The following is a 19,608-nucleotide window of genomic DNA, read 5'->3' as shown; positions in this document are numbered from 1 at the left end:
CCCGGCTTCGCGCACGGCGGAGGTGAGATCCATGCGCAGGACCCCGGCCATCGGCCGCGTACCGGTACGTGATGTCCGGCCGGCCGTGGAGTGCGGCAGGCGCCCGGCGAAGGCGGTGGCCGGGGAGACGTTCCAGGTGACCGCGACCGTGTTCCGCGAGGGACACGACGCGGTGGGCGCCAATGTGGTCCTGCGCGATCCCAAGGGGCGGCGCGGCCCGTGGACCCCGATGCGTGAGCTGTCCCCCGGCAGCGACCTGTGGGGCGCGGACATCACCCCGGACGCCACCGGCCGCTGGACCTACCGCGTGGAGGCGTGGTCCGACCCGATCGCCACCTGGCGGCACGCGGCCGGCATCAAGATCCCGGCCGGGATCGACACCGGCCTGGTGCTGGAGGAGGGCGCGGAGCTCTACGAGCGCGCGGCCGCCGGAGCGCCCAGGGGCCCGGAGCGCGACCTCGTCCTGGCCGCCGCCCACGCCCTCGGCGACGACACCCTCTCGGTGAACCACCGTCTGAAGGACGCCCTGAGCCCGGAGGTGGCGGAGGTCCTGGCCCGGTACCCTCTGCGGGACCTCGTGACCGCCTCGGACCCCATGCCGCTGCTGGTGGAGCGCGAGCGCGCCCTGTACGGCTCCTGGTACGAGTTCTTCCCCCGCTCCGAGGGCACGGTCGACCAGCCGCACGGCACGTTCCGTACGGCGGAGAAGCGTCTTGAGGCCGTCGCGGAGATGGGTTTCGACGTGGTGTACCTCCCGCCGATCCACCCGATCGGGACCACGCACCGCAAGGGCCGCAACAACACGTTGACCGCGACCCCGGACGACGTCGGTGTCCCGTGGGCGATCGGTTCTCCCGAGGGCGGTCACGACGCGGTCCACCCCGACCTCGGCACCCTGGACGATTTCGACCATTTCGTGGGCCGGGCAAGGGAGTTGGGGCTCGAAGTCGCCCTGGACTTCGCGTTGCAGTGCTCCCCGGACCATCCGTGGGTGGAGAAGCACCCGCAGTGGTTCCACCACCGCCCCGACGGCACCATCGCCTACGCCGAGAACCCGCCGAAGAAGTACCAGGACATCTACCCCGTCGCCTTCGACGCCGACATGGACGGCCTGGTCACCGAGACCGTGCGGGTCCTGCGGCACTGGATGGAGCACGGCGTCCGCATCTTCCGCGTCGACAACCCCCACACCAAGCCCGTGGTGTTCTGGGAGCGCGTGATCGGGGAGATCAACCGCGCCGACCCCGACGTCATCTTCCTGGCGGAGGCGTTCACCCGCCCCGCGATGATGCACACCCTCGCCCAGATCGGCTTCCAGCAGTCCTACACCTACTTCACCTGGCGCAACAGCAAGCAGGAGCTGACGGAGTACCTCACCGAGCTCTCGGGGGAGGCGGCCGCCTACATGCGGCCCAACTTCTTCGCCAACACCCCCGACATCCTGCCCGGCTACCTCCAGCAGGGCGGGCGACCCGCTTTCGAGGTGCGCGCGATCCTCGCGGCGACCCTCTCCCCCACATGGGGCATCTACAGCGGCTACGAGCTGTGCGAGAACCAGGCGCTTCAGCCCGGCGGCGAGGAGTACCTGAACTCCGAGAAGTACCAGCTCAAGCCCAGGGACTGGGAGGCGGCCGCCCGCGAGGGCCGCACGATCGCGCCCCTCGTCACCCGCCTCAACGAGATCCGCCGCAGGCACCCCGCACTCCACCGTCTGCGCAATCTCAGCTTCCACCGGACCGACAACGACTCGGTGCTCGCCTTCAGCAAGCGCACCGGCGACGACACGGTCCTCGTGGTCGTCAGTCTCGACCCGCACCACACCCAGGAGGCCACCGTCTCGCTGGACCTGCCGCGACTCGGCCTGGACTGGGACGACACCCTGTCCGTGCACGACGAACTGACGGGCGAGACCTACCACTGGGGCCGCGACAACTACGTCCGCCTCAGCCCCGGCCGCGCCCCCGCGCACGTCCTGCGTGCCGAGCCGGCGACGTCACAGATCGGAGGGCCTTCAGCGTCATGACCGTGAACGAACCCGTGCCGGACACTTTCGAGGACACTCCGGCCAAGGACCGGGACCCCGAGTGGTTCAAGCGCGCCGTCTTCTATGAAGTGCTGGTCCGTTCCTTCCACGACAGCGACGGCGACGGTGTCGGCGATCTGAAGGGTCTGACCGCCAAGCTCGACTATCTCCAGTGGCTCGGCGTGGACTGCCTCTGGCTCCCGCCGTTCTTCAAGTCCCCGCTGCGTGACGGGGGTTACGACGTAGCGGACTACACCTCCGTCCTTCCCGAGTTCGGGGACCTCGCCGACTTCGTGGAATTCGTGGACGCGGCCCACCAGCGGGGCATGCGGGTCATCATCGACTTCGTCATGAACCACACCAGTGACCAGCACCCGTGGTTCCAGGAGTCCCGCACCAACCCCGAGGGCCCGTACGGCGACTACTACATGTGGGCCGACGACGACAAGCAGTACCAGGACGCCCGGATCATCTTCGTCGACACCGAGGTCTCCAACTGGACCTTCGACCCGGTGCGCGGACAGTACTTCTTCCACCGCTTCTTCTCGCACCAGCCGGACCTGAACTACGAGAACCCGGCCGTCCAGGAGGAGATCCTGGCCGCCCTCCGGTTCTGGCTGGACCTCGGCATCGACGGGTTCCGGCTGGACGCGGTGCCGTACCTGTACGCGGCCGAGGGCACCAACTGCGAGAACCTGCCCGCCTCCCACGCCTTCCTCAAGCGCGTCCGGAGCGAGATCGACGCCCAGTACCCGGACACCGTGCTGCTGGCGGAGGCCAACCAGTGGCCGGAGGACGTGGTCGACTACTTCGGCGACTACTCCACCGGCGGCGACGAATGCCACATGGCGTTCCACTTCCCGGTCATGCCCCGCATCTTCATGGCCGTACGACGGGAATCCCGCTACCCGGTCTCGGAAATCCTCGCCAAGACCCCGGCGATCCCCACCAACTGCCAGTGGGGCATCTTCCTGCGCAACCACGACGAGCTCACCCTCGAGATGGTCACCGACGAGGAACGCGACTACATGTGGGCCGAGTACGCCAAAGACCCGCGTATGCGCGCCAACATCGGCATCCGCCGCCGCCTCGCCCCCCTGCTCGACAACGACCGCAACCAGATCGAGCTCTTCACCGCCCTGCTGCTCTCCCTGCCGGGCTCGCCGATCCTCTACTACGGCGACGAGATCGGCATGGGCGACAACATCTGGCTCGGTGACCGCGACGCCGTCCGCACCCCCATGCAGTGGACCCCCGACCGCAACGCGGGCTTCTCCTCCTGCGACCCCGGCCGGCTCTTCCTGCCCACCATCATGGACCCGGTCCACGGCTACCAGGTCACCAACGTCGAAGCCTCCATGTCCTCGCCGTCCAGCCTCCTGCACTGGACCCGCCGCATGATCGAGATCCGCAAGCAGAACCCCGCCTTCGGGCTGGGTTCGTACACGGAACTCCCCTCGTCCAACCCGGCGGTGCTGGCCTTCCTCCGCGAACACGGCGACGACCTGGTGCTGTGCGTGCACAATTTCTCCCGGTTCGCGCAGCCCACCGAACTCGACCTGCGGGCCTTCGACGGGCGGCACCCGGTGGAGCTGATCGGCGGGGTGAAGTTCCCGGCCATCGGCGAGCTGCCGTACCTGCTGACCCTCGCGGGCCACGGTTTCTACTGGTTCCGGCTCACCCGACCCGCATCCCGCATCGGCCGCCGCCGCTGAGCGCCCGGCGCCGAGGAAAGGACGCGTCACCATGCCGAAGACCATCACCCTCAGCCCCCCGGCGGCGACCGGTGCCGACGGACTCCTGGCCTCGCTCGGCGGCCTGCTGCGCGAATGGCTGCCCCGGCAGCGCTGGTTCGCGGGCAAGGACCGCCCGGCCACCGATCTGTCGGTGCTGTCCGTCACCGAGCTGTTCCCGGGCTGCCTGCACCTGCTGGTGAACGCCTCGCACGCACCCGTGCCCACGCCCGGCGGCACTCCCCCGCCCGGCGACTGCTACCAACTGCTGCTCGGGCTGCGCGAGCGGCCCGCGCAGGGCCTCCACCGGGCCTGCATCGGACGCGCCGAGCAGGGCCCGCTGGCCGGGTTCACCGTGTACGACGCGCTGCACGACCCGCGCTGCGCGCACCTGCTGCTGGAGCGGCTGCGGCAGCCCGGCCAGGCGGGGCCGCTGCGCTTCGAGGTGGACGAGGCCGCCGAGGTGCCCGGCGGCCTCGCGCCCCGGCTGCTGACCAGTGAGCAGTCCAACTCGTCGATCGTGTACGGCGACGCGTACATCCTGAAGCTGTTCCGCCGTATCCAGCCGGGCGTCAATCCGGATCTGGAGGTGCCGCAGGCGCTGGCCGCGCAGGGGTGTGCGCGGGTGCCCGCGCCGGTCGCGTGGTTCTGCACCACCGCACCGCGCCCGGCCACGCTGGGCGTGCTCCAGCCGTTCCTGCCGGACGCGGTCGACGGCTGGGAGCTGGCGCTCGGTGCGCTGGCCCGGGGAGACGACTTCACCACCGAGGCGAGCGAGCTGGGCGGCGCCATGGCCGAGGTGCACCTCGCGCTGGCCGGGGCGTTCCCGGCGGCCGGCGGGGACGAGAACGGCGTCACGGTGGACGCGATGTGCGTGCGGCTGGACGCGGCGGCGCGGGCGGTGCCCGGGCTGCGGCCCTATGTGCCGGGCCTCAGGGCGGCGTTCGGGGCGCTGGCCGCCCGCGACTCGGGTCCGGCCGCCCAGCGCGTCCACGGGGACCTGCACCTCGGTCAGGTGCTGCGGGCCGGGGCCGACTGGTTCGTCATCGACTTCGAGGGCGAGCCCTCCCGTCCGCTCGCCGAGCGGCGGACCGCGCAGTCCCCGGTGCGTGACATCGCCGGGATGCTGCGCTCCTTCGACTACGCGGCCCGGCAGCGCCGCCCCTGGCGGCCCGAGTGGGCGAGCCGCTGCCGGGAGGCGTTCTGCGCGGGCTACGCGGCCCGCGCGGGCTGGGACCCACGCAAGGAGCACGCGCTGCTGCGCGCGCACGAGACGGACAGGGCGGTGTACGAGGTGCTGTACGAGGCGAGACACCGGCCGGACTGGCTTCCGGTCCCGATGGCGGCCATCGAGCGGCTCGCCGAGTGGAGAGGCTGAACCATGGCACTGCGCGACACTTCGCTGCCCGAGACCTCGGGCCCCGTCCGCGCCCCGGGCAGCGCGCTCGTGGGCGAGGAGCGCGACCGCCTGCTGGGCGGCGCGCATCACGACCCGCACTCCCTGCTGGGCGCCCACCCGGTGCCGGGCGGCGTCCTCTTCCGTGCCCTGCGCCCGAACGCGCGGGAGGTGAGCGTCCTGGCGGACGGGGTGTGCTCGCCGCTCACCTCCGAGGGCGACGGTCTCTTCTCGGCCCTGCTGCCGTACCCGGAGATCCCCGCCTACGAGCTGGTGGTGGTCTACGAGGACGGCGAGCAGAGGGTGCACGACCCGTACCGTTTCGCGCCCGCGCTCGGTGAGCTGGACCTGCACCTGATCCGGGAGGGCCGGCACGAGGAGCTGTGGAAGGCGCTGGGCGCCGAGCCGATGACCCACGAGGGCGTCGCGGGCACCCGGTTCACCGTGTGGGCGCCGAACGCCCAGGGCGTGCGGCTGGCCGGGGAGTTCACCTTCTGGGACGGCACTCAGTACCCGATGCGCTCGCTGGGCGCGGCCGGGGTGTGGGAGGTGTTCCTGCCGGGGATCGGTGAGGGCGCGAGGTACAAGTTCGAGATCACCTCGAGGTACGGCCACCGGTTCCTGAAGGCGGACCCGATGGCCCGCCTCACCGAGGTCCCGCCGGACACCGCCTCGGTCGTCACCTCCTCCCGCTACGCGTGGGACGACGCCGAGTGGATGGCGCACCGGGGCGACACCCCGGTGCACCAGGCTCCGATGTCGGTGTACGAGGTGCATCTGCCGTCCTGGCGGCCGGGGCTGACCTACCGCGAGCTGGCCGAGGAACTGCCCGCCTACGTACGGGACCTGGGCTTCACGCATGTCGAGCTGATGCCGGTGGCCGGGCACCCGTTCAGCGGGTCGTGGGGCTACCAGGTCACCTCGTACTACGCGCCCACCCCGCGGCTCGGGTCGCCGGACGACTTCAAGTTCCTGGTGGACGCGCTGCACCGGGCGGGCATCGGCGTGATCATGGACTGGGTGCCGGCCCACTTCCCGAAGGACGACTGGGCGCTGGCCCGGTTCGACGGGGACCCGCTGTACGAGCCCGGGGACTCCCGGCGGGCGGAGCACCCGGACTGGGGGACCTACGAGTTCGACTTCGGCCGGACCGAGGTGCGCAACTTCCTGGTCGCCAACGCGGTGTACTGGTGCGAGGAGTTCCACATCGACGGGCTCCGCGTGGACGCGGTCGCCTCGATGCTCTACCTCGACTACTCGCGGGACTCCGGGCAGTGGGCGCCGAACGTCTTCGGCGGGCGCGAGGACCTGGACGCCGTGGCGTTCCTCCAGGAGATGAACGCGACCGTGTACCGGCGCTGCCCGGGTGTGGTGACCATCGCCGAGGAGTCGACGGCGTGGGAGGGCGTGACCCGGCCGACCGACAGCGGCGGTCTCGGGTTCGGGCTGAAGTGGAACATGGGCTGGATGCACGACTCGCTGGAGTACGTGCAGAAGGAGCCGGTGCACCGCAAGTACCACCACCACGACATGACCTTCTCGATGGTGTACGCCTACAGCGAGAACTACGTGCTGCCCATCTCCCACGACGAGGTGGTGCACGGCAAGCAGGCCCTGGTGTCGAAGATGCCGGGCGACTGGTGGCAGCGGCGCGCGAACCACCGGGCCTACCTGGGCTTCATGTGGGCCCACCCCGGCAAGCAGCTCCTGTTCATGGGGCAGGAGTTCGCACAGGGTGCGGAGTGGTCGGAGAAGCACGGGCCGGAGTGGTGGCTGCTGGCCGACGACTACCACTCGGCGGCCGACCACCGGGGCATGCGGGACCTGGTGCGGGACCTGAACACGGTGTACCGGGACGCCCTGGCGCTGTGGCAGCGGGACACCGATCCGGGCGGCTTCCAGTGGTCGATGTGCGACGCGGCCGACGACAACGTCTTCGCGTTCGTCCGGTACGCCGAGGACGGCACCCCCCTGCTGGCGGTGTCCAACTTCTCGCCCGTGGTCCGGGAGGACTACCGGCTCTGGGCGCCCGAGCAGGTGGCCGCCTGGCAGGAGGTGCTCAACACCGACGCGGTCCGGTACGGCGGGAGCGGCGTCCAGACGGGTGACCCGGGCAAGCTCTGCCCGGAGGAGGGCCGGCTGCGGCTGACGCTGCCGCCGCTCGCCACGGTCTGGCTCGCGCCCGCCCACTGAGCCCGCCGCGACCGGCGCCCGACGAGGGGCGGCCGGGGGTCACGACACCCCCCGGCCGCCCCTCTCGGCGTGTCCCGGCGACGGCGCCGATACCCGTACGGAACGGCGGCACCCGGGACCCACCGGACACCCGCAGGTCATCAGGGGATCACGACTTTCTCCTTCCCCGCACCGAAACCGCTTCCCCGCGCTACATTCGTGCACCGCCGACACAGAGCCGATCGGCGGGGTCACCCTCCGTACTTCCAGGAGCAGCGCATGCGCGACGTCGCCTCCGCTCCGGCAGCGTTCCCTCCGCCCACCGGCGGGCTCGCCGACATCGTCTTCGACAGGGCCGAGGCGAACCCCCGGCTCCCGGTGCTCGCCCGGCACGCGCAGGGTTCCTCCGGCGGCTGGGAGACCATCACGGCCGGCCGGCTCAGGGACGAGGTGCTCGGACTGGCCAAGGGGCTGGTGGCCACCGGGATCTCGCCGGGCCACCGGGTCGCCCTGATGGCCCGCAACCGCTACGAGTGGACGGTGCTGGCCCACGCGCTGTGGACCGTGGGCGCGGAGATCGTCCCGATCCATCCGACGTCCTCGCGGGACCAGGTGGAGTGGATGCTCCGGGACGCGGGGTGCGTGGCCGTGGCGGTCGAGGACGAACTCGGCGTGATGACGGTCGGCACCGTGTGCGCGGCGCTTCCCCGCCTCAGGCACGTCTGGCAACTGGACGCGGGCGCGTTGCCCGAACTCACCGAGCGGGGGGTGGACATCCCGCTGACCACCGTGGAGTCGCTGCGCCGGATCGTACTGCCCGACTCCACCGCGGCGGTCACCTACACCTCCGGCGCCACCGGCCGCCCGATGGGCTGCGCGCTCAGCCACCGCGGACTCGCCTACCCCTGTGACGTGCTGCTGGCCGGCTGGGGCCACACGGCGGCGCAGCCGGGCGAGCAGCCCTCGGTACTGGCGTTCCTGCCGTTCTCGCACGTCTACGGGATCATGATCCAGACGATGTGCCTGCGGGGCGGGTTCCTGATGGCGCACGAGCCGGAGGTGTCCGAGGAAGCGCTCGCCTCGGCGCTGAGCACCTTCAGGCCGACATATCTCTACGGCGTCCCGTCGGTGTTCGAGAAGCTGTACAAGACGTTCCTGAGGACGGCTCAGCAGGCCGGGCGGGGCGCGCTGTTCGAGCGGGCGGCACAGACCGCGCGGGACTTCGCGGAGGCCGAGGAGCGCGCCCGGCTCGGCATCGGTACGGGCCCAGGACTGGATCTGCGGCTCCAACACGCCCTGTACGAGCGGACGGTGTACCGCAAGCTCCGCTCGGCGCTCGGCGGCCGAGCCCGGCGGGGCACCTCGGGCGGGTCCTCCCTGAGCCGTGAACTGTCGCTGTTCTTCGAGGGCATCGGCCTGTACATCCACGACGGGTACGGGCTGACGGAGACCTCCGGCGGGATCACGATGCAGCCGCTGGGCCGGGAGAAGTCGGGGACGGTGGGCGTCCCGCTGCCGGGCACCGAGGTCCGGGTGGCGGAGGACGGCGAGATCCTGGTGCACGGCCCGTCCGTGTTCCAGGGCTACATCGGCGACGAGGCGCGTACCCGGAGTGTGCTGCGCGGGGGCTGGCTGTCGACCGGTGACATCGGGCGGCTGGACCGGGAGGGGTACCTGACCATCACCGGCCGCAAGAAGGACCTCATCGTCACCTCCAGCGGCAAGAGTGTGGCGCCCGCCCCGCTGGAGCAGCGGCTGCGGATGCACCCGTTGATCCACCAGGCGGTGGTGGTCGGCGAGGACCGGCCCTGTATGGGCGCCCTGATCACCCTGGACCCGGATTTCCTCTCGCACTGGCGGGCAGCCCTGGCGCTGCAGGGCGACTTCGAGGGGCGGGAGAGCCGGGAGGAGAGCGCGCTGCGCGAGGAGCTGGCCCGTGCCGTGGCGGCGGCCAACAGCACGGTGTCGCGTGCCGAGTCGATCCGGGTCTACCGGGTCGTCCAGGAGCCGTTCGCCCCGGACAACGGTCTGCTGACGCCGTCGCTGAAGCTGCGCCGGGACGTGATCGCGCGGCACTACGCGGCCGAGATCGACGCGATGTACACGGCTCGTTCGCGAGCCGCGCGGGGCGGACGGAGCCCGGAGCCGGCGGACTGGGACGAGCCGGACGACGTGTTCCGGTGAGCCGCTCGACCGTTGGGTGGCACGATCACGCGTAATCCGCGTCGCGCTGGGAACCCGCCCTGGTGAACTGACCAGCGACGATGACCGCCCCGGAGTGCGAGGCCCGTATCCGGGCCGCTCCGGGAGACGGGGCCGGGGAATGCGAGATGGCGACAGAGCGGCGTTGGGACGGCACACCTCCCTCCGAGAGAGCGCACGAGCGCGCCTACTGCTTTCCCGGCGAACTTCCGAACGTCACGGGCGCGCGGCTGGCCGCCGAGGAGTTCCTGCGCGGGCTGGCCCGGGAGGCTCCGCCCAGCGCGCCGGAGTACTGGGACGACATCCTGCTGGTGGTGACGGAGCTGGCGGCGAACGCGGTCCAGTTCGCGCCGGGGCCGTTCGGGCTGCGGATGCGGCGCACCTTCGACGGGGTGCACGTCACCCTGCACGACACCAGCACGGTGGTGCCCGAGCCGCGCCCGTTCAGGCCGAGTTCGGGCGGCGGGGGCATCGGCTGGCATCTGGTGCACACCCTGTGCGACCAGGTCAGCGTGGTGGTGGTCGCGGACGGCAAGGACATCCACGTCTTCCTGCCCTGGTGAGGGCGCCGGAAGGTGTACCGGTGCGGAATCGGGTTACTCCGGTGCGTGGAGGGGCAGGCTGCTGCCCACGCGTTCGCCGCCGGGCGCTTCCGACTGGCGGAACGGCTCGGAGCACGGTGGGATCGGGTGTGGTGGCAGTGGTCCCGGGCATGCGAACGGCGTCCATCCGGACCGACGGGAGCCGCAGAAGGGAACAACACCGTGACACGACGACCCAGGATTCTGGTGATCGGCGCCGGCTTCGCCGGAGTCGAGTGCGTCCGCCGGCTGGAGCGCAAACTCGGCCCCGACGAGGCGGATGTCGCCCTGGTGACGCCGTTCTCCTACCAGCTCTACCTTCCGCTGCTGCCCCAGGTCGCCTCCGGCGTGCTGACGCCGCAGTCGATCGCCGTCTCGCTGCGCCGCAGCAAGAAGTACCGCACCCGGATCATTCCGGGCGGGGCGATCGGGGTGGATCTGGAGGCGAAGGTGTGCGTCATCCGCACCATCACCGACGAGATCGTCAACGAGCCCTACGACTACCTGGTGCTGGCGCCGGGCAGCGTGACCCGCACCTTCGACATCCCCGGTCTCGCCGAGCACGCCTTCGGGATGAAGACGCTCGCGGAGGCCGCGTACATCCGTGACCACGTCATCTCGCAGCTCGACCTCGCGGACGCCAGCGACGACCCCGAGGAGCGGGCGGCACGGCTGCAGTTCGTGGTGGTCGGCGGCGGTTACGCGGGCACGGAGACGGCGGCCTGCCTCCAGCGGCTCACCCACGCGGCGGTCCGGCGCTATCCGCGGCTGGACCCGAGCCTGATCCGCTGGCATCTGATCGACATCGCGCCGAAGCTGATGCCGGAGCTGGGCGACCGCCTCGGCAAGCAGGCGCTGAAGATCCTGCGCGACCGGGGCATCGACGTCTCCCTCGGCGTCTCCGTGGCCAAGGTGACGGAGGACGAGGTCACCTTCACCGACGGCCGGGTCATCCCGTCGCACACCCTGATCTGGACGGCCGGCGTGGTCGCGAGCCCCCTGATCGGCACGATGGACGCGGAGACGGTGCGCGGTCGGCTCGCGGTGACCCCGGAGATGACCGTGCCGGGCCACGACGGCGTGTTCGCGCTCGGCGACGCGGCTGCCGTACCGGACCTCGCCAAGGGCGAGAAGGGCGCGATCTGCCCGCCCACCGCGCAGCACGCCATGCGGCAGGGCCCGAAGGTGGCGGACAACATCATCCACTCGCTGCGCGGCGAGCCGCTGGAGGCGTACGTCCACAAGGACCTCGGTCTGGTGGTGGACCTCGGCGGCAAGGACGCGGTGTCCCGGCCGCTCGGGATCGAGCTGCGCGGCATCCTCGCCCAGGCCGTGGCGCGCGGCTACCACTGGTCCGCGCTGCGCACCGGGGTCGCCAAGGCACGGGTGCTGGTCAACTGGCTGCTGAACGCCGTCGCCGGGGACGACTTCGTCCGTACGGGCTTCCAGGCCCGCAAGCCCGCCCAGCTCAAGGACTTCGAGTACACGGACTCCTATCTGACGCCGGACCAGGTCCGCGAAGAGGTGCGGAAGGCCGAGGCGGAGGGCAAGGTGCGGGGGAAGGTGACCGGCGGCTGAGCCGGGTGGACCGGGTCGCCGGAGGCCGCCGTCCCGTCGCGGGGGCGGCGGCCTCCGGCGGCTCGCGGCCCGTTATTCCGGGGGGGCGCGGGCGCGCCGGGCTCATCTCCGCTGGCCAGCGGTGAGCCAGGCGGGGCGTCGTGACATCCTGGGTCCTAGATCGTGGTCCGGCACGGGAGAGAGAGCACGGCGGCGTGAAGGCAAGGGGACGGGCGCTTCTGGTACGGCTGTGGGACCGGCTCGCCGCGTCCGATCCGGGACTGCTGCGGCTGATCGCGGGGCTGCGCACGGTGGCCGCGATCGCCCTCACCCTGATCCTGCTCGCGTCGCTGCGCTTCCCGGTCCCCCAGTTGGTCGCGGGCGCGATGGCGGCGATGGCCGCGACCTTCGCCGTCCGGGAGACGGACCGCAGCAAGCAGGCCGTCACGGTGGCGCTGTCCCTGCCGGTGGCGCTGGCCGCGGTGTCGGCGGGGGCGGTGCTGAACCGCTGGCCGCTGGTCAGCGACATCTCCTTCCTGGTGATCATCTTCGCGGCCGTCTACGGGCGCCGGTTCGGCGACCGGGCCACCGGGCTCGGGCTGATCGGCTTCCAGGTCTACTTCCTGTCGCTGTTCGTGCGGGCGACGCCGTCGATGCTGCCGTCGCTGTACATCGTGATCACGGTGGCCGTGGGGTGCAGCGCGTTCGCGCGCTTCGTGCTGATGCCGCAGACGGAGGCGGGCACGCTCGACCGGCTGCGGCGGGCCTTCCGGGCCCGGCTGGGGCAGTTGCTGGGCACGCAGATCGAGCTGCTGGACGCGGGCCCGGACGAGGTGGACAAGGTCGTGGAGGACCTGCGCACCGGTACGGCCCGGCTGCACGAGACGGCGCTGATGATCCAGGGCCGGCTGGAGCGGGGCACCTCCGACGACGCGATGGCCCGGTTGGTGCAGCGGCGGGTCGCGGACGCCGAGATCGCCGCCGAGCGGCTCGGGCTGATGCTGCTCACGGCGCGCAGCGCCGAGCGGACCGACACCCTCACCCTGCATCTGCCGGGCGCGCCGGTGCCGCCCGGCCGGATGCTGCCGGTCCGGGACCCCGCGACGGAGACGATGCGCCGGGACCTTGAGGCGCTGCGGCTGCTGGTGCTGCGCCCGGTGGGCGAGACGTCCGGGACGGCGCTGGCCCAGGTGCGCAACCGGCTGCTGGGCTACCGCGAGGAGGACAACCTGCCCGACGCGTCCCCGGCCGTGCAGGACGTGTTCCGCGGTATCGGTGAGGCGGCGCGCGCGGTGCTCGGTCTGCGGACCGCGCTGGACGGCCCGCAGGACGAGTCCGACGACACCCCGGCGACCAGCCGGTCCCGCGAGGAGCTGGACGCCGAGGACGCGGCGATCGAGATCAGCGAGGAACCCGACGCGGAGAAGCCCGAGGAGACCGGGCTCCGGCGTCCCACGACGCGGGCGGCCATCCAGGTGGCGGTGGGGGCGTCGCTGGCCATCGTGGGCGGTGAGCTGCTGTCCCACCAGCGCTGGTACTGGGCGGTGCTGACCTGCTGGATCGTGTTCATCAACACCACCTCCACCGGGGAGATCCTCGTGAAGGGCGGCCGGCGGCTGCTCGGCACCGTCCTCGGGGTGGTCGCCGGAATCGGTCTCGCCGGTGCGGTGGGACACCACACGTGGACGGCGTTCGCGCTGGTGCTGCTGTTCGTGTTCGCGATGTTCTACACCGCTCCCCTGTCGTACACGCTGATGTCGTTCTTCGTGACGGCGGCGCTGGGGCTGCTCTACACCCTGCTGAACACGTACAGCGCGTCGGTGCTGGTGCTGCGGGTCGAGGAGACGGCGCTGGGCGCGGCCTGCGGGGTGATCACGGCGGCGGTCGTCCTGCCGGTCCGCACCGACCGGCGAACCAACGAACTGCTGGTGACGGTGCTGGACAAGCTGGCCGAGCTGACGCAGGCGGCCGTGGACCAGCTCAGCGGACGGCCGCACACGGATCTGGTGGACCAGGCCCGCGAGCTGGACCAGGCGCTGGCCGATCTGCACGCCGCGACCAAGCCGCTCACCCACCCGGTCACCCCCTTGCGCTCCCGCCGGGACACCGCGCGGTACGTGGTGGCGCTGCTGGAGACCTGCGCCTACCACGGGCGCGCGCTGGCGGCCACGGCTGAGCTGCTGCCGAGCAACCCGTCGATCGCGGCCGATCCCCGGCTGCGGGGGGTGTGCAGCCGGATCGTGCACAACATCGAGGCGATCGCCGACCACGTCCGCGACCCGCACTCCTCGGCCGCGCTGGAGACCGGCCCGAGCATCGCGTCCATGCTGGAGCCCGGCACCCTGGCCACTCCCCGCTGGGGCCGCGTCACAGACCGCGTCCTGCGCCACCTCCAGCGCCTGGACGAGGCGGTCTCCGGCCTCGCCCGCCCGCTGGGCGTCCCGGTGAAGGTGGAGGCGGCGAAGTAGTGACGGCCGACGGCACACCGGTGATCGCGGCGCACGGTCTGCTGCTGCGGGAGTGGACACCGGCCGATCCGCCCGTCCTGCGCGCACGCTCCAGACGATGGTGGGGACGCGGCCCGGGAAGGGCCGTGTTCAGCGCAGGGGTACGACGGCGGTGACGCACTTGCCGCCTCGCGGGAGTCCGGCCACCCGTATGTCACGGGCGAGGAGGCTGACGATGGGCCAGCCCCGGCCGCCGGTACGGCTCCGGTCCGCCTCGGTTGCCAACCCGGTGGTGGTGTCGGGGAGTTCGTCGCTGCGGTCGCTGACCGAGAGCCGTACGCCGCGGGTGTCCACGTCGACCTCGAAGGAGGTGATGCCGCCGCCGTGCAGGATGGCGTTGGTGGTCAGCTCGGAGGCGACCAGCAGGGCGTCCTCGAGGGTCTCCTCGGCGCAGGTGAGCGCGCGGTCGCGACAGCGTTCGGTCACCGCGCGGCGTACGTCTCTGCGGGCGTCGGCCGGCCGGTACGCCGCGGTCCTGCGGCTCTGCCGGGGCACGGCCGGGGTACTGGTCGCGTGCTGCTCGCACATGGTGTCGTCCCTCCCTGGCGTGGTGCCCGGTCTTTGCGGTGTGCTCCCGGACGGCCGGGGCCTCTTCCTTGCGGCTGACCCCTCGCGGCGATGTCAAACACCGGCTGGCCGCGTGCCTTTACCGGGCGCGGAGGCGGGTAGGAGCCCGGCATGAGCGATGTCGTGGACGCGGACGAACTGTTGCGGCGCATCCGGCGGGGCCGGGATCTGGCCGCCGAGGAGGAACGGGTGTGGCTGGAGCGGGCGCAGAGCCTGACGGCCACCGATCCGGACCGGGCGCGGGAGGCTACCGAGCGCGCGCTGACGTACCAGGTGGTGGCCGGGGTGCTGACGGAGATCGTCGCGCCGGGCAGCCGTCCGGTGGACAGCGGCGGGACGGGAGCGGCGGGAGTGAGCCACGTCACGTGACGCCGGGAGCCATACCGGTCGGACGCCCTGTGGTTTATCGTTCATCCATATCGGGGCGCGCCCCGGACCGTCACCCGTGTGTTCCGCGCGCTTCCGCATCGACTGCCCTGGCTGGTTTCCCCCGTCCAGCCAGGGCTTTTTCCTGCCCTCGGCACGGCGACCCGGCGCGCGGCCGGCTCTTCGAGGTGCCTGCCGCGGCGGCAGCGGCTCCAATGGGCTTAGGGAACCACCCGAACGGCCGCCGGTGAGGAGCCCCGCGTATGACCAAAGCGATCAAATTGCCTACCGCCCTGCCACAGGCCCAGCGGGAACGGCTGATGGAACTGGCCAAGGAGGTCTCCTTCCCGGAGGACACCCGCGTGTTCGAGGCGGGCGGCGTCGCTGACCGGTTCTGGGTGATCCGCTCGGGCGCGGTCTCCCTGGACCAGCAGGTGACCTCCCGGCAGTACATCACCGTGGCCACGCTCGGCGCCGGTGACCTGCTCGGCTGGTCGTGGCTCTTCCCGCCGTACGAGTGGGACTTCGGGGCGGTGGCGTTCAGCAACGTCCGCGCCTACGAGTTCGACGGGCCCTCCGTGCTCGCGCTGTGCGTGGAGGACCCGCTGCTCGGGCTGTCGCTGGTGCGCACGGTGGCCGAGATCCTGGCCCACCGGCTGGAGACGACCCGCGGCAAGCTGATGGACCAGTACGCGATCCGGCGGAGCACCCCGCTGTGAGGGCGGGTCAGATCCGGTAGCGGCGCAGCGCGGGCATGGCGGCGGCCAGTGCCACCATGATGACGACCACCAGCGCCCCACCGCCCGCGACGGCTGCGCGGGTGCCGAAGAGCGACCCCGCGGTGCCGTGCAGCACGTCGGCGAGACGGGGTCCGCCCGCGACGACCACGGTGAAGACGCCCTGCATCCGGCCGCGCATCTCGTCGGTCGCGGCGGAGAGCAGGATGGCGCCCCGGAAGACCATGGAGACCATGTCGGCCACGCCGCCGGCGGCGAGGAAGGCGACGGCCACCCAGAGGTTGCCGCTCAGCCCGAACCCGACGACGGCGAGCCCCCAGCCGACCACCGAGCCGATGACCATGAGGCCGTGCCTGCGGGCCCGCGAGAACACCCCGGAGAACAGCCCGCCCAGCACCGAGCCGACCGGGATGGCGGCGAAGAGCAGCCCGAGCGCGAGCCCCGGGCCCCAGGCGCCGTAGGTCTGCGCGGCCAGCTGGGGGAAGAGGGCGCGGGGCATGCCGAAGACCATGGCGACGATGTCGGCGAGGAAGGACAGCAGCAGCACCTTGCGCCCGGCGATGTACCGGAACCCGGCCGCGATCTCCCGCACCCCGGCACGCCGGGCGGTGGCCTCGCCGAGCGGGGGCAGGGCGGGCAGCCGGAACACCGCCCACACGGTGAAGGTCAGCGCGACGGCGTCGATGAGGTACAGCTCGGGCAGTCCGATGACCGGTATCAGCACGCCGGCGAGCAGCGGGCCGGCGACCAGCCCGATTTGCATGACGGTGGTGCCGAGCGCGTTGGCCGCGGGCAGTTCCCCGGCCGGGACCAGCCGGGCGACCGAGGCGCTGCGGGCGGGCTGGTTGAGGCCGAAGAACGCCTGCTGGGCGGCGAGCAGGACCATCAGCACGGGCACCGAGTCGAGGCCGCTGACGGCCTGGGCCCAGAACAGCAGCGAGGTCACGGCGATGCCGATGTTGGTGACCAGCAGCAGCTTGCGCCGGTCCACGGTGTCCGCGACGGCTCCGCCCCACAGCGCGAAGACCACCATGGGCACGAGCCCGGCGAGGCTGGCGTAGCCGACCCAGGCCGAGGACTGGGTGATGTCGTAGATCTGCTTGGGTACGGCGACCGCGGTGAGCTGGCTGCCGACGGCGGTGACGATGGTCGACGACCACAGGCGCCGGTAGGCCGGTATGCGCAGGGGGCGGGTGTCCATCGCCCAGCGGCGCCAGCCGCGCGCGGGCGGGTCCCCGCCGGGCGTGCCGGGCGTGCCCGCGTCGGTGGTGCTGCTGCTCTCGCTCGTGTCCACGGAGGTCCTGGTTGCTCGATACATCTTTCGATTTCGAGCCTCACTATCGCAGCAACGCCCGGCGAAAGCCGAACCCTTCGCCTCCTCAGGTACCGATCAGCAGCATGGCCCCGAGGCCCAGCATGGTGAGGGCGACCAGCCCGTCCAGCACCCGCCAGGCGGCGGGACGGGCCAGCACCCGGCCGAGCAGCCGGGCCCCGAGGCCCAGGGCCGCGAACCAGCACAGGCTGGCCAGGGCGGCACCCAGCCCGAAGGTCCAGCGCAGCGGGCCCCGGTCCGCGGCGAGGGAGCCGACCAGGAAGACGGTGTCCAGGTAGACGTGCGGGTTGAGCCAGGTCATCGCCAGGCAGGTGAGCACCGCGCGCCGGACCGACCCGGCTGCCTCGCCCCGGGTGCTCAGCCCGTCGGTGGCGGGGCGCAGGACGCGCCGGGCGGCGAGGGCGCCGTAGCAGAGAAGGAAGACGCCGCCGACGATGCCGACCGCCCGTACCGCGTCCGGCCAGGCCACCACGATGGCGCCGACCCCGGCGACACCGAGCGCGATGAGCACGGCGTCCGAGAGCGCGCAGATGCCCACCACGGCGAGGACGGCGTGCCGGCGGACCCCCTGGCGCAGGACGAAGGCGTTCTGGGCGCCGATGGCGACGATGAGGGAGAGACCGGTGCCGAAGCCCGCGGCCGCGGCGGTGAGCGCGTTGTTCATGCCCTCGACGTTAGGGACCGGATCACCGCGCGTACAGCTAAAGATTCTTACGTACCCTTAGCTCTCGTGATGAAAGACCTTCCCCTGGAGCAGGTGCGGACGCTGCTGGCGGTGGTGGACGAGGGCACCTTCGACGCGGCAGCCGCCGCGCTGCACGTGACGCCGTCGGCGGTGAGCCAGCGGGTCAAGGCGCTGGAACAGCGCACCGGCCGGGTGCTGCTGCAGCGCACCAAGCCGGTCCGGCCGACCGACTCCGGCGCGGTCCTGGTCCGGTACGCCCGCCAGCTCGCCCGGCTGGAACGGGACGCGCGGGACGAGCTGGGGATGAGCGGGGCCGGGGAGCCGACGCGGGTGTCGGTCGCGGTGAACGCCGACTCGTTGTCGACCTGGTTCCTGGACGCGCTCACCGAGGTGCCGGGGCTCAGTTTCGAGCTGCGCCGGGAGGACGAGGACCACACGGCCGCGCTGCTGCGCGAGGGCCTGGTGATGGCGGCGGTGACGGGGTCGGCGGAGCCGGTGCCCGGCTGCTCGGTGCGTCCGCTCGGGCGGTTGCGGTATCTGCCGGTGGCGGCGCCGGAGCTGGCCGCGCGGCTGCCGTCCGGGCCGCTCGCCGAGGCGCTGGGCGCGCTGCCGGTGATGGTCTTCGACGACAAGGACGACCTCCAGGACGCCTTCGTACGCGGGCTCGGCGGGCCGGGCGCGGGTCCGGTGCGGCACTACGTGCCGACCTCGGAAGGATTCGCCGAGTCCGTGGCGCGCGGGCTCGGGTGGGGGATGGTCCCGGAGTCGCAGGCGGAGCCGATGCTGGCGGCGGGCCGGGTCGTGCCGCTGGCGCCGGGGCGGTGGCTGGACGTGGCGCTGTACTGGCAGCAGTGGCGGCTGGACTCCCCCGCGCTGGCGGCGCTGGCCGAGGCGGTCAGCGCGACGGCGGCGCGGGCGCTGCGCCGCTGAGCCGGGCGGCCGCGCTGTCCAGCAGCATCTCCAGCGCGGTCGGGTAGGCGCTGTGCACCATCTGCCGGGCGAGCAGCGGGGCGGCCTCGGCGATGCGCGGGTGGGTGGAGCGGGGCAGCCGGGCGTAGGTGGAGTGCCACTGGTCCTCGTCCGCCCGCTGGGAGGCGCTGGGCAGCGCCAGGGTGGCGGCGTCCAAGGCGGCGAAGGCGAGGGTCTGGTCGATGAAGGCGTGGTAGACCCCCACCGCCTCGGGCAGCGGGAACCCGGCCCGGGCGAGGACGTCGAGGACCGCCTCGTCGACGGCGAGTTCGTGGGCGCGGCCGGTGACCCGGCTGACGGTCAGCAGCGCCGCCTGCGGGTGGGCGACGTAGGCGGCGTGGATGCGGGTGCCGATGGCGCGCAGGTCGGCGCGCCATCGGCCGGTGCGGCGCCAGCCGTCGAGGGCCTGGCCGATGAGGGCGTCCCCGATCGCCAGGGTGAGGTCGTCCATGCCCCGGAAGTACCGGTAGAGGGTGCTGGGGTCGCAGTCCAGGGCGAGGCCGAGGCGGCGCGCGGTGAGCCCGGCGCTGCCGTGCTCGCGCAGCAGGCGCAGCGCGGTGGTGACGATCAGGTCCTCGGTGAGCACGGTGCCGCCGCGGGTGGGCCGGCGTCTGCGGCGCTTCTCCTCGGGCACGACGGGTTTGGGCACGGCGGGGCCCTCTCTGCGGTGGTCCTGGCGGTCCTTATGCCAACGCCATTGACCTTAACGCGGCGCGGGGCGTTGGATTCACGGCAAGGCGCGCCTGTCCCGTTCTCGTTTTCCGTCCGTGTCAGGCAGGG

15 protein-coding genes are annotated in these 19,608 nt (G+C 72.2%); 11 read left to right on the top strand and 4 right to left on the bottom strand.

The genetic code is table 11. The features are described from left to right. Nucleotides 1-31: 31 nt before the first annotated feature. The 8 genes from EV284_RS20115 (at nt 32) to EV284_RS20080 (ending at nt 14,132) form a co-directional block, all read left to right on the top strand. The gene (locus tag EV284_RS20115; RefSeq protein ID WP_130336043.1) at nt 32-2,023 is read left to right on the top strand and encodes an alpha-1,4-glucan--maltose-1-phosphate maltosyltransferase; all 1,992 of its coding nucleotides are present in this window, start codon (nt 32-34) and stop codon (nt 2,021-2,023) included. Beyond that, entirely contained in the window at nt 2,020-3,738 is a 1,719-nt protein-coding gene (gene treS / locus EV284_RS20110; protein WP_130336041.1) for a maltose alpha-D-glucosyltransferase, read from the top strand. Before EV284_RS20115 ends, treS begins: the two co-directional genes overlap by 4 nt. Before the next feature lie 31 nt (nt 3,739-3,769). Next, nucleotides 3,770-5,134 (top strand): maltokinase, encoded by a 1,365-nt coding sequence (locus EV284_RS20105; RefSeq protein ID WP_130336039.1) that lies wholly within the window; start codon nt 3,770-3,772, stop codon nt 5,132-5,134. A gap of 3 nt (nt 5,135-5,137) precedes the next feature. Next, a complete protein-coding gene (gene glgB, locus EV284_RS20100; protein ID WP_130336037.1) occupies nt 5,138-7,345 on the top strand; it encodes a 1,4-alpha-glucan branching enzyme in 2,208 nt (735 codons plus the stop codon). Nucleotides 7,346-7,603: 258 nt separating this feature from the next. After that, entirely contained in the window at nt 7,604-9,508 is a 1,905-nt protein-coding gene (locus tag EV284_RS20095) for an AMP-dependent synthetase/ligase (RefSeq protein ID WP_130336035.1), read from the top strand. A gap of 146 nt (nt 9,509-9,654) precedes the next feature. Further along, nucleotides 9,655-10,089: an ATP-binding protein gene (locus EV284_RS20090; RefSeq protein WP_130336033.1), complete on the top strand. Its 435-nt coding sequence runs from the start codon at nt 9,655-9,657 to the stop codon at nt 10,087-10,089. A 201-nt stretch (nt 10,090-10,290) separates the two neighbouring features. After that, nucleotides 10,291-11,685, top strand: a complete 1,395-nt coding sequence (locus EV284_RS20085; RefSeq protein ID WP_130336031.1) for an NAD(P)/FAD-dependent oxidoreductase — start codon at nt 10,291-10,293, stop codon at nt 11,683-11,685. Between the two features lie 227 nt (nt 11,686-11,912). Then, nucleotides 11,913-14,132, top strand: coding sequence for an FUSC family protein (locus EV284_RS20080; protein WP_130336504.1), 2,220 nt, complete (start codon nt 11,913-11,915; stop codon nt 14,130-14,132). Nucleotides 14,133-14,261: 129 nt separating this feature from the next. Here the strand turns inward: EV284_RS20080 and EV284_RS20075 are convergent, their stop codons facing one another. Beyond that, nucleotides 14,262-14,699, bottom strand: coding sequence for an ATP-binding protein (locus EV284_RS20075; RefSeq protein WP_130336029.1), 438 nt, complete (start codon nt 14,697-14,699; stop codon nt 14,262-14,264). A 150-nt stretch (nt 14,700-14,849) separates the two neighbouring features. On the opposite strand from EV284_RS20075, the gene EV284_RS20070 reads away from it, so the two are divergent. Continuing rightward, on the top strand, nt 14,850-15,107 hold the full coding sequence (locus EV284_RS20070; RefSeq protein ID WP_130336027.1) for a hypothetical protein: 258 nt from the start codon (nt 14,850-14,852) through the stop codon (nt 15,105-15,107). Nucleotides 15,108-15,367: 260 nt separating this feature from the next. Further along, on the top strand, nt 15,368-15,823 hold the full coding sequence (locus EV284_RS20065) for a cyclic nucleotide-binding domain-containing protein (RefSeq protein ID WP_130336025.1): 456 nt from the start codon (nt 15,368-15,370) through the stop codon (nt 15,821-15,823). Between the two features lie 7 nt (nt 15,824-15,830). Here the strand turns inward: EV284_RS20065 and EV284_RS20060 are convergent, their stop codons facing one another. Next, nucleotides 15,831-17,159: an MFS transporter gene (locus EV284_RS20060; protein ID WP_130336023.1), complete on the bottom strand. Its 1,329-nt coding sequence runs from the start codon at nt 17,157-17,159 to the stop codon at nt 15,831-15,833. Nucleotides 17,160-17,220: 61 nt separating this feature from the next. Continuing rightward, nucleotides 17,221-17,838, bottom strand: coding sequence for a LysE/ArgO family amino acid transporter (locus EV284_RS20055; RefSeq protein ID WP_130336021.1), 618 nt, complete (start codon nt 17,836-17,838; stop codon nt 17,221-17,223). Nucleotides 17,839-17,904: 66 nt separating this feature from the next. Here EV284_RS20055 and EV284_RS20050 point away from each other — a divergent pair, with 66 nt between their 5' ends. Then, nucleotides 17,905-18,789: a LysR family transcriptional regulator ArgP gene (locus EV284_RS20050; protein ID WP_130336019.1), complete on the top strand. Its 885-nt coding sequence runs from the start codon at nt 17,905-17,907 to the stop codon at nt 18,787-18,789. Here the strand turns inward: EV284_RS20050 and EV284_RS20045 are convergent. Further along, nucleotides 18,755-19,477 (bottom strand): TetR/AcrR family transcriptional regulator, encoded by a 723-nt coding sequence (locus EV284_RS20045; RefSeq protein WP_130336017.1) that lies wholly within the window; start codon nt 19,475-19,477, stop codon nt 18,755-18,757. The two genes, EV284_RS20050 and EV284_RS20045, sit on opposite strands and share 35 nt — an antisense overlap. Between the last annotated feature and the right edge of the window lie 131 nt (nt 19,478-19,608).

Origin of the sequence: Streptomyces sp. BK022 (genome assembly GCF_004217355.1) — a bacterium.
GTDB classification, from domain to species: Bacteria; Actinomycetota; Actinomycetes; order Streptomycetales; family Streptomycetaceae; genus Streptomyces; species Streptomyces griseoluteus.
The sequence above is the reverse complement of the archived record's forward strand: the minus strand, read 5'-3'. Positions and strand labels throughout refer to the sequence as shown.